The sequence below is a fragment of the Agrobacterium bohemicum genome, assembly GCF_002896715.1.
In the GTDB taxonomy this organism is placed as follows: domain Bacteria; phylum Pseudomonadota; class Alphaproteobacteria; order Rhizobiales; family Rhizobiaceae; genus Agrobacterium; species Agrobacterium bohemicum.
The window spans coordinates 546,216-559,259 of record NZ_PGEL01000027.1; the positions used below are offsets into that span (position 1 = coordinate 546,216).

The 13,044-nt window shown below is 56.4% G+C and carries 15 protein-coding genes; 10 read left to right on the top strand and 5 right to left on the bottom strand.

All coding sequences use genetic code 11. The features are described 5' to 3' along the window. Positions 1–248 precede the first annotated feature (248 nt). Positions 249–890: a ribonuclease T2 family protein gene (locus tag CUC55_RS18135; protein WP_425352872.1), complete on the top strand. Its 642-nt coding sequence runs from the start codon at positions 249–251 to the stop codon at positions 888–890. 21 nt (positions 891–911) lie between these two features. Next, a complete protein-coding gene (locus CUC55_RS18140) occupies positions 912–1,508 on the top strand; it encodes a glutathione S-transferase (RefSeq protein WP_067643851.1) in 597 nt (198 codons plus the stop codon). Positions 1,509–1,622: 114 nt separating this feature from the next. Here CUC55_RS18140 and CUC55_RS18145 read toward each other — a convergent pair whose 3' ends face one another. Continuing rightward, positions 1,623–2,282, bottom strand: coding sequence for an outer membrane protein (locus CUC55_RS18145; RefSeq protein ID WP_067643854.1), 660 nt, complete (start codon positions 2,280–2,282; stop codon positions 1,623–1,625). Between the two features lie 368 nt (positions 2,283–2,650). Between CUC55_RS18145 and CUC55_RS18150 the strand changes: the two genes are divergently transcribed. From CUC55_RS18150 to CUC55_RS18170, 5 genes are all read left to right on the top strand, one after another. Continuing rightward, entirely contained in the window at positions 2,651–3,418 is a 768-nt protein-coding gene (locus tag CUC55_RS18150; RefSeq protein WP_103088712.1) for an SDR family oxidoreductase, read from the top strand. After that, the gene (gene uvrC, locus CUC55_RS18155) at positions 3,415–5,457 is read left to right on the top strand and encodes an excinuclease ABC subunit UvrC (protein ID WP_170063911.1); all 2,043 of its coding nucleotides are present in this window, start codon (positions 3,415–3,417) and stop codon (positions 5,455–5,457) included. Before CUC55_RS18150 ends, uvrC begins: the two co-directional genes overlap by 4 nt. A 101-nt stretch (positions 5,458–5,558) precedes the next feature. Then, positions 5,559–6,146, top strand: a complete 588-nt coding sequence (pgsA, locus tag CUC55_RS18160) for a CDP-diacylglycerol--glycerol-3-phosphate 3-phosphatidyltransferase (protein WP_103088713.1) — start codon at positions 5,559–5,561, stop codon at positions 6,144–6,146. Continuing rightward, positions 6,146–6,400 (top strand): molybdopterin converting factor subunit 1, encoded by a 255-nt coding sequence (moaD, locus tag CUC55_RS18165; RefSeq protein WP_067643865.1) that lies wholly within the window; start codon positions 6,146–6,148, stop codon positions 6,398–6,400. The genes pgsA and moaD overlap by 1 nt, the downstream gene beginning before the upstream one ends. 3 nt (positions 6,401–6,403) lie before the next feature. Next, entirely contained in the window at positions 6,404–6,865 is a 462-nt protein-coding gene (locus CUC55_RS18170; RefSeq protein ID WP_067643868.1) for a molybdenum cofactor biosynthesis protein MoaE, read from the top strand. On the opposite strand, the gene CUC55_RS23685 is transcribed toward CUC55_RS18170, so the two are convergent. Then, positions 6,862–7,197, bottom strand: coding sequence for a LysR substrate-binding domain-containing protein (locus tag CUC55_RS23685; protein ID WP_082760120.1), 336 nt, complete (start codon positions 7,195–7,197; stop codon positions 6,862–6,864). The genes CUC55_RS18170 and CUC55_RS23685 overlap by 4 nt on opposite strands. Next, a complete protein-coding gene (locus CUC55_RS18180) occupies positions 7,137–7,748 on the bottom strand; it encodes a LysR family transcriptional regulator (protein WP_103088714.1) in 612 nt (203 codons plus the stop codon). The genes CUC55_RS23685 and CUC55_RS18180 overlap by 61 nt, the downstream gene beginning before the upstream one ends. Before the next feature lie 93 nt (positions 7,749–7,841). Here CUC55_RS18180 and CUC55_RS18185 point away from each other — a divergent pair, with 93 nt between their 5' ends. Beyond that, on the top strand, positions 7,842–8,249 hold the full coding sequence (locus CUC55_RS18185) for a tautomerase family protein (RefSeq protein ID WP_103088715.1): 408 nt from the start codon (positions 7,842–7,844) through the stop codon (positions 8,247–8,249). Positions 8,250–8,392: 143 nt separating this feature from the next. On the opposite strand, the gene ndk is transcribed toward CUC55_RS18185, so the two are convergent. Together ndk and CUC55_RS18195 are read right to left on the bottom strand one after the other, a co-directional pair. Beyond that, positions 8,393–8,815: a nucleoside-diphosphate kinase gene (gene ndk, locus CUC55_RS18190; protein WP_067643876.1), complete on the bottom strand. Its 423-nt coding sequence runs from the start codon at positions 8,813–8,815 to the stop codon at positions 8,393–8,395. Between the two features lie 102 nt (positions 8,816–8,917). Continuing rightward, positions 8,918–9,610, bottom strand: a complete 693-nt coding sequence (locus tag CUC55_RS18195; protein ID WP_067644263.1) for a glutathione S-transferase family protein — start codon at positions 9,608–9,610, stop codon at positions 8,918–8,920. Positions 9,611–10,061: 451 nt separating this feature from the next. On the opposite strand from CUC55_RS18195, the gene CUC55_RS18200 reads away from it, so the two are divergent. Both CUC55_RS18200 and CUC55_RS18205 read left to right on the top strand, forming a co-directional pair. After that, complete coding sequence (locus tag CUC55_RS18200) at positions 10,062–10,856, top strand: GGDEF domain-containing protein (RefSeq protein ID WP_425352873.1); 795 nt, start codon at positions 10,062–10,064, stop codon at positions 10,854–10,856. A 62-nt stretch (positions 10,857–10,918) separates the two neighbouring features. After that, on the top strand, positions 10,919–12,802 hold the full coding sequence (locus CUC55_RS18205) for an ABC-F family ATP-binding cassette domain-containing protein (protein ID WP_103088716.1): 1,884 nt from the start codon (positions 10,919–10,921) through the stop codon (positions 12,800–12,802). The last annotated feature ends 242 nt before the right edge of the window (positions 12,803–13,044 follow it).

Consider the following 13,044-nt stretch of genomic DNA (forward strand, 5'->3'; position numbering starts at 1 on the left):
CCGGATTCGTTCAGCTTATTCGTTATACAAGCTCCGTTTCAACAAAGACTATCATCGATGTTTCANTTTTCGGTCGCCTGTTTGCCACAAGCGCGGGATGGTATAAAAGCCGATACCGATCAAGACTTCGTCATCACCGGCACGGAAAGACAATTGGCCCAATGAAACAATATGCCGGTTTTATTGCATTGGGTGCCCTCGCCTTGGCTGCGGCAGGTTGGGTCATCTTCGATGTGAAAAGCCCGGAAATGCCACAGCAGCCAGTCACAGTTTCGGTAACTGAGCCTGTGACTGTGCAAACGCCACAGCCGCCCGTTGGTTCAGGNTTTGANTTTTACGTGCTGTCATTGTCGTGGTCACCCGCATTTTGCGCCAGCGACGTTGGACNAAACAGCCGCCAGCAATGCGGCAGCAATCGGAAATACGGGTTCATCGTCCACGGCCTTTGGCCGCAGAATGACAGTGGCTATCCCGAANTTTGCGGCAAGGACAAACAGGAGCTTGTGCCTGATAGCCTTGGCCGCAGCATGTTCGACATCATGCCGTCCATGGGTCTCATCGGCCACCAATGGCGCAAGCATGGGTCGTGCAGCGGTCTCTCGCNAAAGGATTATCTCGATACGATCCGCGCCGCCTATCAGCGCGTGAAACTGCCAAAAGACATATCATCCGGCGCCAGCAGCAAAACGCTCTCCGCAGATGCCGTCGAAAGCGCATTCGTTGCGGAAAATCCTGGCATGACGAAACAGGGTCTCGCCATAAGCTGCGAAGGGTCGAGGCTGGAAGAAATCCGCATCTGCATGAACAAAGACCTCGGCTTTCGGACTTGCCCGGAGGTAGATCGCAAAGGCTGCCGTTCAAACACCACTGAAATCATACCCATCCGCTAAAACCCCAAAGGTAGAATACCCATGGAATTGCTCTATTCGCCCGCCTCCCCCTACTCCGCGAAAGTTCGTATGGCCGCGCGTTATCTCGACATCGACGTGACCAGTATAAGCGTCGACACCAGCGCCCAACCGGCAACCCTGATGGACAACAATCCTCTGGGCAAAATCCCGGTGCTGATTCTGGATGAAGGTGGCTCGGTCTATGATAGCGTCGCCATCATGCATTATCTGGACCGTCTTTCGGGCGCAAAGCTCTACCCGAAAAAGGGCGAGAAGCGCACCGAAGCGGAAGTGTTGGAGGCGCTGTGTGATGGCATCATGGATTGCCTTCTGGCCATCGTCTACGAGCGCCGCTCCCGCCCCGAGGACAAGGTCCACCAGCCATGGATCGATAAGCAGTGGAGCAAGGTGGTCAAGGGCTTGGACTACCTCAATGCGAATCTGCCCAAGACAGGCAAGAAGCTGCATGGCGGTCACTTCGCGCTTGCGGCGATGATTGGTTATCTCGATCTGCGTTTCGCAGGCGAATGGGCTGGCGGTCGCAAGACCTTGGCGGATTGGCCTGAGACATTCGGCAAACGCTTCAAGGATTATGCCGAGATGAAAGCACCAGCCTGAAACAAAACACGGGGCGGTTTTATCCGTCCCGCCACATCTGNTTTTTGCGACCGTAAAACAAAAACGAAAAAAGCCGGGGCGAACCCCGGCTTTTAACATCCATCCCTGATGGGATTAGAACTTTACGCCGATACCAGCCTTAACGCTATGATCGTCGAAGCCGCGAGATACGCTACCGGTATCCAGCGAGTAGTCCTTATCCTGGTAGTCGCTGTAGCGGTATTCGACGCGAGCCGTGATGTTGTTGGTCACCATGGCTTCTACACCGGCACCAACTGTGTAGCCGAGTGCTGTTGCGCTGTCGCTGGACGTGGAGTTGCTAACCTTCTGGTCAGCGATGGCCAGACCGCCTGTACCGTAGAGCAGGAACGGGTTCATGTCGTAACCGACGCGGGCGCGGATCGAACCGTTGACGCCCTGCTTGCCTTCGAGAGACTCGCCGAGATTGCCAACTCCAGCAGAACCCTTGTTGTCGCCGAGGTTGACGTCAGCTTCTGCACCGTAAACCAGCTGGCCGCTCTGCCAGTTGTAACCACCATAGAGACCGCCACCGAAGCCGTCGGCATCACGATCGCCGCCGTTACCGGTGAAACGACCCCAGTCGTAGTTGGCGGTCGCACCGAGGTACGCACCAGACCAGTTGCTGATAGGGGCTGGCTGCTCGTAAGCGACAGGTGCCTGCGGCACTTCGTTTACAGCGTCGGCTGCCTTTGCTGCTGAAAACGCTGCAGCTGCCATTGTGGTCGCCATAAGTGTTGCAACGATAGTACGCATGCTATTCTCCNTTTCATACCCGCNGGGTGCTCAAACACATGTTCCCAACGCGGTGTAAAACAGTTTGTTCCCTTGCCCGACTGATGATCNAAATGATGGGTGATTGAGGAGATCACACAGCCAAAATGTGAATTGATTGGGGCAGCGACGTGACAGAAATGGGACGTTGCTAAAATGACACAAAAATCTATTAAGGATAATGAACGGTTAACTTAAGAAGAGCGGNTTTTTACATGTATTTAAATTAAATTACTTCGAACGCATCGCGTCTGGATAATTCTGTATAATCANCCCTCGTGCTGTGCAAAACTCAACCTTTGGACCTATATCCCTCGTTACCAGAGGCATAAGCAGGGCGTAGATTAGCTTTGAAAGAGATTATACCGAAAACCGTATTGATTACCGGGGCCGCGCGCCGCATGGGTCGCGCGATAGCGGAGTATCTTGCTGCGGAAGGCTTTGCGATAGCCCTGCATGCACGCTCTTCTCTGGCTGAAGCTGAAGCACTCGCTAACACAATAAGGCNAAAAGGTGGAAAAGCGGCCGTCGTACAGGCCGACCTCGAAAATTCGGACTCGACGGAAAAATTGATGGAAAGCGCAAATTCTGCGCTTGGACCCATTGGAATCCTCGTCAATAACGCATCCGTGTTCCGTCATGACAGTGCTGATGAGTTCGATTCCTCGGCCTTCGACGCGCATTTTGCCGTTCATGTCCGTGCACCCTCGATTCTCGGAGCCGCGTTGGTGCGGCAATTGCCGAAGGATGCGTCGGGCCTCATCGTCAACATCATCGATCAGCGCGTTCTGGCGCTTACGCCCCGTTTCTATTCCTACACGCTGTCGAAATCAGCCATGTGGACGGCCACGAAAACCATGGCGCAGAGCTTCGCGCCGCGGGTGCGGGTCAACGCCATCGGCCCCGGCCCGTCGTTTAAAAGTGAAAGACAGGAGCCTAAGCACTTTCAGGCGCAGATCGACGCCCTTATATTAAAGCGTGGCCCGCAACCGGATGAGTTCGGTCGGACCATTCGCTTTTTATATGACACGCCGTCGATGACCGGCCAGATGATCACACTCGACGGTGGCCAGCACCTTGGCTGGGAAACCCCGGATGTGGCGGAGATACCTGAATGAACGGAAAGAAGCTGCCCGATGGCGGTGTTCTCTTCGATGACAACGACGATGATGAAGACGATGTAGCCCCCTCCACCGGCGAGGCAGCAGGGGAATATTCGGCTGCTGCCATGGACTGGAATGCGGGCTGGAAAAACGAATCCGGCCTGAAGGGCATGGATCTCATCGGCGAGTTCGTCAAACACCTGCCCAACAGNCCCGGCGTCTACCGCATGTTCAATGAGGCCGGCGACGTGATGTATGTCGGCAAGGCGCGCTCCTTGAAGAAGCGCGTCGGCAATTATGCGCAAGGACGTTTCCATTCCAACCGCATCGGCCAGATGGTGCGGCTGACGACCCATATGGAATTCGTGACGACCCGCACGGAAACCGAAGCTTTGCTGCTGGAAGCAAACCTCATCAAGCGTCTGCGCCCACGCTACAATGTTCTGCTGCGCGACGATAAATCCTTCCCCTACATTCTGATCACTGCTGATAACCGCGCTCCTGCCATTTTCAAGCATCGCGGCGCGCGGGCGCGCAAGGGCGATTATTTCGGCCCGTTCGCATCTGCCGGTGCCGTTGGCAGGACGATCAATTCGCTACAACGCGCCTTCCTCATCCGCACCTGTACCGACAGCGTGTTCGAAAGCCGCACTCGCCCCTGTCTTCTTCACCAGATCAAGCGCTGTTCCGCACCCTGCACCCATGAGGTCAGTGATGAGGGCTATGCCGAGCTGGTAAAAGAGGCGAAGGACTTCCTTTCCGGCAAAAGCCAGAGCGTGAAGGCCACAATCGCGTCCCAGATGAATGAAGCGTCCGAAGACCTCGATTTCGAACGCGCAGCCATCTACCGCGACCGCCTGGCTGCGCTTTCGCATGTGCAAAGCCATCAGGGCATCAATCCCTCTGGCATCGAGGAGGCGGATGTTTTCGCTATCCACCATGAGGGCGGCGTGTCCTGCATTCAGGTGTTCNTTTTCCGCACCGGCCAGAACTGGGGCAATCGCGCCTATTTCCCAAAGGCAGATCCCTCCCTACCCGGCTCTGAAATTCTCAACGCCTTCCTGGCCCAGTTTTACGATGACAAGCCGGTGCCGAAACAAATCCTGCTGTCAGAAACGGTTGATGAGCAGGAATTGCTGGCGGCAGCCTTGAGCGAAAAGGCGAACCACAAGGTCACCATCTCCGTGCCACAGCGTGGAGAGAAGAAGGACGTAGCCGACCATGTTCTGGCCAATGCCCGCGAGGCGCATGGCCGCAAGCTGGCTGAAACCTCTTCACAGGCCCGACTGCTGAAAGGTTTTGCCGAGACCTTCGCCCTGCCCTATGTGCCGCGCCGCATCGAGATTTACGACAACTCCCACATCATGGGTACGAACGCCGTAGGCGGCATGGTCGTGGCGGGGCCGGATGGCTTTACCAAAGCGCACTATCGCAAGTTCAACATCAAATCGACCGACATCACGCCCGGCGACGACTTCGGCATGATGCGCGAAGTGATGACGCGACGCTTTTCACGGCTGTTGAAAGAAGAAGGAAAACCGGATCGCAACAAGAGCGTTTCGCCGGAAGATGCAGCCGACATGCCCTTCCCTGCCTGGCCGGACGTCATCCTCATCGATGGTGGCCAAGGCCAGATGTCGGCGGTGCGCNAAATCCTGGACGAGCTCGATATTCGTGACTGCGTCACGGCCATCGGCGTGGCGAAAGGCGTGGACCGAGATGCCGGTCGCGAACGCTTCTTTACCGATACCCGCAGCGATTTTTCGCTGCCGCCCCGCGACCCTGTTCTCTATTTCCTCCAGCGCATGCGCGATGAAGCGCACCGTTTCGCCATCGGCTCCCACCGCGCCCGCCGCAAGAAGGAAATGATCAAAAACCCGCTGGATGAAATCGCCGGCATCGGCCCCGGTCGCAAACGGGCGCTGCTGCAACATTTTGGAACGGCGAAAGCAGTATCTCGTGCGGCATTGAGTGACCTCATGGCCGTTGGCGGCATTTCCGAGACGGTGGCGCGAATGGTTTACAATCACTTCCACGAGAGCAGCAAAGACTGATGCCCGCGCTTTCGGGCAACACCCGCNAAAAAACATAATAGGGTGTTGACGCTTGCCTCTCAGGGCTGCATCAACGTTCTATACAGACTGACAGGTTCCCCATGGCTTCGCGCGCGTACAACATCCCCAATCTCCTGACCTATGGCCGCATTCTGGCGGTCCCGGTCATCGTTTTGTGTTTCTTCATCGAAGGAAAGCTGGAAAGTTCGGATTTTGCGCGCTGGACGGCTCTATGGCTGTTCGTCATTGCGTCGCTTACCGATTTTCTCGATGGCTATCTCGCACGCATCTGGAACCAGACGTCGAATATCGGACGTATGCTGGACCCTATCGCAGACAAACTGCTGATCGCATCGATTCTGTTGCTCCTGGCGGCAGACGGCACTATCGCAGGCTGGTCTCTCTGGGCGGCGATTACCATTCTTTGCCGTGAAATTCTGGTGTCCGGTCTGCGGGAATATCTGGCGGCGCTGAAGGTTTCCGTCCCGGTCACACAGATCGCCAAGTGGNAAACCACCATCCAGATGGTCGCCATCGCCTTTCTGCTGGCGGGTCCTGCGGGAGATCAGGTTCTGCCCTACACGACTGAAATTGGCATTGGCCTGCTCTGGCTTGCAGCAGCGCTGACGATCTACACCGGTTACGATTATTTCAAGGCTGGCCTCAAGCACATCGTGGATGCCGATTGATGGTTCACATCGTCTACTTCGCATGGGTGCGTGAGCGGATCGGAAAATCCGAGGACGATATCGATCTGCCAGCAGAGGTCACCACGGCGCGTGAATTGATCACCTATCTCACTACGCTTGGCGAAGAGTACGAGGCAGCGTTTGAATTTCCCGATGTAATCCGCGTTGCAGTCAATCAGGAACACATCGACCATGATGAGAGCATCGTCGGCGCGCGTGAAATCGGCATTTTCCCGCCCATGACGGGTGGTTGACCGGTGACTGTCGAGCCTACCATCCGCGTCCAGGTCGAGGATTTCGATGCGGCGGCAGAAGCACGGTTGCTCACACAGACAGACAAGAACATCGGCGCAGTCGTAACCTTCACCGGCCTTTGCCGTGATGATGGCGGCGCGCTTTCGGCACTGGAACTGGAGCATTATCCCGGCATGGCGGAAGCGGAAATGCTACGCATCGCCAAACTCGCCATCGAGCGCTTCCAGCTTCTCGGCCTCACCGCAATCCACCGGCATGGCCGCATAGACACCGGCGAAAACATCGTCCTCGTCATCGCCGCCTCCCGCCATCGCCAGGCCGCTTTCGATGGGGCAAATTTCGTCATGGACTACCTCAAGACCGCCGCTCCGTTCTGGAAAAAAGAACATGCCAAGGACGGCACGGCGGGTGACTGGATTGCCGCCAAGGATGCTGACGATACGGCAAAGGACAAGTGGCTTTAAGGCGGCGCGGGAAACTCAGCAATTGCGTCTCTTAGCCATCCGATAAAGTGCTCCGCCTTGCGCCGTCCAGGGCGCTCAACCTTCACGACATATCGATATTCGCTCTGCAAGAAGCCATAAGGCGCGACCAGGCGACCACATTCAATGTCTCCGGTGACCAGATGCCATGGCACGATCGCCGCACCCAAACCGTTGAGGACCGCCTCAATGGTCAGGTGATAGTGATCGAAAATTCTCGTTCTTGCGACAGTGCCATGCTCTTCTTCGCCGGTCAGCCGAGCCCACTCTTTCCATACATGCGGGCGCGTTCTCGTCTCCAATCGAGGCAGCATTGCACCGTCGGGATGGACGCCGCTTGCCCTATCATTCGCAATTTCGGGGCGATAATGAGCCCGAGCTGCTCCTGAAACAGAGGCGAGCAGNTTTCCGGCAGCGCAATATTCGGTGCTAAAACCAAGATCTGAACGTCAATCTGGGTTCGCGGCAGGCGATCGTCGGTTGCCAGACGAACATCATAGCGAGGATATTTCGCTGTGAAATCGTGAAGGCGCGGAATGAGCCAGCGCATGGCAAATGTGCTGAGGCAGGCAACATCTAGAATACTGTCATCGCCGCGCCCGACGATACGCAGCGCATCCTCCATCTGATCGAACGCCGCCGTCAGCGCAAAGCCGAACACTCGACCTTCGGCGGTCAGCTTCGGTCGGTTTCTTGGCCCCTCGAAAAGCTCCGTACCGATGAGCATTTCCAGCTGGCTGACATGTCGGCTGATCGCTCCGTGCGTGACAGACAGTTCCTCAGCCGCGGCAGTCAACCGCCCGTGACGTGCAGCAGCTTCAAAGGCACGCAGCGCTGCCACAGGTAAGTTCTTGCGATTTTTCATGTGAGTTTAACTCACATTGAATCGGCTATAACGTCAATATAGCGTTGTTCTCCTATGTGATATTTCCTCGCATCACTCATAAGGGAAACGAACATGCCATTTGTCAGAACAGCGGTACCAACAGGAATCGAGCCATCACGTAAGCGGGATATCGTCAGAAGCATTCATGACGCGCTGGTCGAAGGTATCGGCATGCCCCAGGATGAGTTGTTCAATCTGGTCAGCGAGTACCGCGATGGCGAGTTTTTCTTCGACCGCAGCTTCAATGGCATTGCGCGTTCCGAGAACGTGATCGTCGTTGAGATCACCCTGCGTAGAGGACGAAGCGATGCCATGAAGCGTGCGCTGTATGCGGCTATCACTAGAAATCTGGAAGCAAACGCATCCGTATCTCCGAAAGATGTCTTCANTTTCATGCACGAAAACGACTATTCGGACTGGAGCGTCGGCAACGGTGTCTTCGCCATGACAATCACCCAGCAGCGCGGCACCGACGGTTAATCTCTTCACAAAAGCCCACCNAAAAGCAAAAGCCCGCAGATCGTTACCTCAATAAAGAGGTCGTATCTGCGGGCNTTTTTGAATGATCTCAATCAGTTGAAGCGTATGCCTGAGATGGCGATTCCGCTTCCTGCCAGATTGAATCAGCCGACGATTTCGGTTTCTGCGAACCAGTAGGCGATTTCCTGAGCTGCGGTTTCAGGGGCGTCAGAACCGTGAACCGAGTTGTCACCAATCGAAAGAGCGAACTGCTTGCGGATCGTGCCTTCGTCGGCGTTGGCCGGGTTTGTTGCGCCCATGATTTCGCGGTTTTTCAGGATTGCGTTTTCGCCTTCCAGAACCTGAACGATGGTCGGGCCGGATGTCATGCCTTCAACCAGTTCGCCGAAGAAAGGACGTTCCTTGTGAACGGCGTAGAAGCCTTCGGCTTCGCGCTTGCTCATCCAGACGCGCTTGGACGCGATGACGCGCAGGCCGTTGTCTTCAAATACCTTGGTGATGGCGCCAGTCAGATTACGCTTGGTTGCGTCCGGCTTGATCATCGAAAATGTGCGTTCAATCGCCATGTGTCCGTATCCTTGTCCTTGAAAGAAAGTGGGCGGTGTTTAACCGCCCGTAGGCCTGNAAACAAGGGGGATGCCCGGATTTGCCCACAGGGGCGGCACATTTCATGCCGCTGTCACACTGCGCCCCCGTGCGCCATGCAGGTCGAGGCAGCGGTCAAACCAGCCACGAACAGGGTCTTTCTGGCCAAATAGATCGACGCCAGCGGTAATGCGCGCCCATTGCAAGGCACCAAACACGATATAATCGGCGAACAAAGGGCTGTCCCCACCGATAAACGGCTGGATGTTCAACATGCGGCGGATCGGCTCCAGCTTCGCTGGAAAGGCGCCAATTTCCGCATCGCGATGGGCAATCACCTCTTCCAGCGTTCGCCCAAGCGCCTTCGTGCGGCTTTCACGGAAATACGCCCGGTCCGTTTCATCCAGCATGTCGTGGATATCGAGCACCGCAATTTTGACGATGGCCGGGTGCAGCTGCGTCTGCGACCAGTTTTCAACAAAGCGGGAGAGAGCTTTACCACCCTCCCCGTTGAAAAGGGTCGGCGCGTCCGGGTAGGCCTCATCCAGATAGAGTGCGATTTCGAAGCTGTCTTTTATCAGTTGATCACCATCGCGAAGAACCGGCACAGTTTTGGAGAACCCGTTTTCCACACCTGGAATGGCCGTGAAGGCCAGCGGACGTTCTTCGAACTCCAACCCCTTATGCGCCAGTGACAAAACGGTTTTCCAGCAATGGGGAGAAAAGGGACGCGCGTCGTCACTACCGCACAGCGAATAGAGGGTTCTCGATGTCATGGCCGATCCTTCCAATAAGTGAATGTGCAGCACCATAAAACCAGCGAACCACACCACAATCNAATGATGAAAAGTGATGAGAGGCATCACTCCTTCACATGGCTGCACCACCAGCAATTGGTGCAACATATTTATGGTATTTTAAAGTGTCGTGCACAATAGATGTCGATGAGCTTATGGTGCCGTCGGACAACGGCAGGTCATGTGTGTGGAGATGTGGGACATGACACTACCCGTCAATAACAAAAGCGGCATCATCGTCACCAAGGTTACGCAGTTCATCACCAAGATGAACCTTGCGCCGCTGCCGCGCAATTATGAACTCTTCTTCGAAGTTCTTGCCGGACACAATACCGCCATGGGACGCGATATTCTGGAGCTCGGCAATTCGCCACAACAGCATGACATCGATATGATCGGCCAGAAGCATAACCTGCCGAGCTTTTCACGCATGGCCGCGGCCCATGCGGCGACAGAAGCGACAAACACGATCGACCAGATATCGACACGGCTTTCCGCTTCCCTCGAACGGTCCGATGCGCTGCTTGCCTCTATCTCCGAGCGTCCCGCATCAGACACGACCGAGGAATATCTTGCAGAACTGCTTGCGGATATTCATCACGAGCAGGCAAGCCTCCACAATTTCGTGCGCCAGGGCCTGGNAAAAATCCGCGAGCAGGNAAACAGTGCCCGCAGGCTTCAGACAGCATCTCTGAAAGACGCCCTCACTGCATTGCCCAACCGCGCCGCGTTTCTGGCAAAGCTGACCGAGGNTTTCCAGAATGAAACCGACGCCTCCGTCTGCCTCGTGCTGGTGAATGTCGACCGTTTCAGAGATATCAACGAGAAATACGGCTCTGCGGCTGGCAACAAGGCGTTGCGGCGCCTGGCAGCCCTTTTCCGCACGTCGATCAAGAAGGATGACTTTGCGGCACGTATCGGCGGCAACGACTTCGCTTTCCTGTTTTCCAACGTATCTCAAAACACGGCACAGAGCATCGCAGAGCGGTTGCGCCACACCGTTGAGAATTTGCGGTTCGCCACCAAGGAAGGCGATGGCGAACATCTGACTGTTTCAATGGGCGTCGCTGCGTCCGAAGGCACAGTGAGTGCTGCGGAGTTTTACGGCCATGCCGAGCTTGCGCTTCTTGCAGCCCGCGGCGGCGCGCGCAATTGCGTCATTCCCTATGGTCGGGAAGTGGCGCAACGTTCCCGCGACAGCTACCTGATGCAGATCGGCGCATAAACCGTTGAAGCTGTGGCTTTCGCGCTCTTGCGTTCAGACATGAGTTCGGCCAAAACGGCGCCATGATTACCANTTCAGACGTTTCCGCCCGTATTGCCGGGCGCTTGCTCCTTGATCACGCCAGTGTCTCGCTTCCCGCGGGCACGAAGGCCGGCCTTGTTGGCCGCAACGGCGCAGGCAAATCCACCCNTTTCCGCATCATCACCGGCGACCTTGGCGCGGAGACCGGCGAGGTCTTCATTCCCAAGAATGCCCGCATGGGACAGGTGGCGCAGGAAGCACCGGCCACGGAGGAAAGCCTGATCGACATCGTGTTGGCTGCCGACAAGGAACGTGCCGCGCTGATGCTCGAATCCGAGACGGCAACCGATCCGGGCCGCATTGCCGATATTCAGATGCGTCTGGTCGATATCGACGCGCATTCCGCCGAAGCACGCGCGTCCAGCATTCTGGCCGGTCTCGGCTTCGATCAGGACGCCCAGCTTCGCCCTGCCTCGTCCTTCTCGGGCGGCTGGCGCATGCGCGTGGCGCTGGCGTCCGTTCTGTTCGCAGAACCGGACCTTTTGCTGCTGGACGAACCAACCAACTATCTCGACCTTGAAGGCACCTTGTGGCTGGAAGACTACATCCGCCGCTATCCCTACACCGTCATCATCATCAGCCATGACCGCGATCTGCTGAACAACGCCGTCAACGCCATCGTGCATCTTGACCAGAAGAAGCTGACCTTCTATCGCGGCGGCTACGACCAGTTCGAGCGCCAGAAGGCCGAAGCCGACGAGTTGCAGACCAAGGCCAAGGTCAAGAACGACGCGGCCCGCAAGCATCTGCAAAGCTTCATCGACCGCTTCAAGGCCAAGGCTTCCAAGGCCAAGCAGGCGCAAAGCCGCGTGAAGGCACTGGAGCGCATGGGGACTGTTTCGTCGGTCATCGAGGATCACGTCCAGCCGATCACCTTCCCGGAACCGGAAAAGCAGCCTGCCTCGCCTATCGTCGCCATCAATGGCGGCGCTGTCGGCTACGAGCCGGGCAATCCGATCCTCAAGGGTCTCAATCTGCGCATCGACAATGATGACCGCATTGCGCTGCTGGGCTCCAACGGTAACGGTAAGTCCACCTTCGCCAAATTCATCTCGGGCCGTCTTGCGCCTGAAAGCGGCGATCTGCGGCTGGCACCATCGTTGAAAATTGGCTTCTTCGCCCAGCACCAGCTTGATGACCTCGTGCCGGAAGACAATCCGGTCGAGCATGTGCGCAAGCTGATGCCGCAGGCACCGGAAGCCAAGGTCCGCGCTCGCGTGGCGCAGATGGGTCTGGCGACGGNAAAGATGGCGACGCCTGCCAAGGACTTGTCCGGTGGTGAGAAGGCACGCCTGCTAATGGGTCTGGCTGCATTCCACGCGCCGAACCTGCTGATCCTCGACGAACCGACCAACCATCTGGACATCGATAGCCGTCGCGCCTTGATCGAAGCATTGAACGACTATAACGGCGCCGTCATCCTCATCTCGCATGATCGCCACCTGATCGAAGCAACCGTCGACCGCCTCTGGCTCGTCAACAACGGCACTGTGACGACATTCGAAGGCGATATGGATGAGTACCGCGACCTCATTGTCTCCTCGGGTNAAAAAAAAGACGAAAAAATTGAAGTCGTCATAGATGGCGCTTCAAAAGCGGACCAGCGCAAGGCGAATGCCGAAAAGCGCGCCTCGCTGGCTCCGCTTCGCNAAAAGATCAACGAAGTCGAATCCTTGACGGCAAAGCTTGAGAAATTGATTCAGGCACTGGACAAGGAACTCGGCGATCCCACCCTTTACGAAAAAGCGCCCGCCAAGGCGGCGCTGAAGGTGAAGGAACGTGGTGAGGCCGCTGCCAAGCTGGCCGACGCGGAAGAGCACTGGCTGACACTTTCCAGCGAATATGAAGAGGCGATGGCGGGTTAGTCCTTCCGCCTCGCTATCGAAGCCTAGTTTTCGTAACGCCACAGTAACCAGCCATTAACCATAATCGTAGAAATTCTCGGCAGTTTCATTCCTGCATTTTCCGAGAATCACCATGGNTTTCCGCCACCTTTCTGCCGCTTCACTCGTTGCGGCATGCCTCACCGGTTGCGCCGGNAAACCACAGCCTGAAGGCTCCCTGAAAACCGCATTTGCTGCGACCATGCCTACTGCGCCATCGGTCA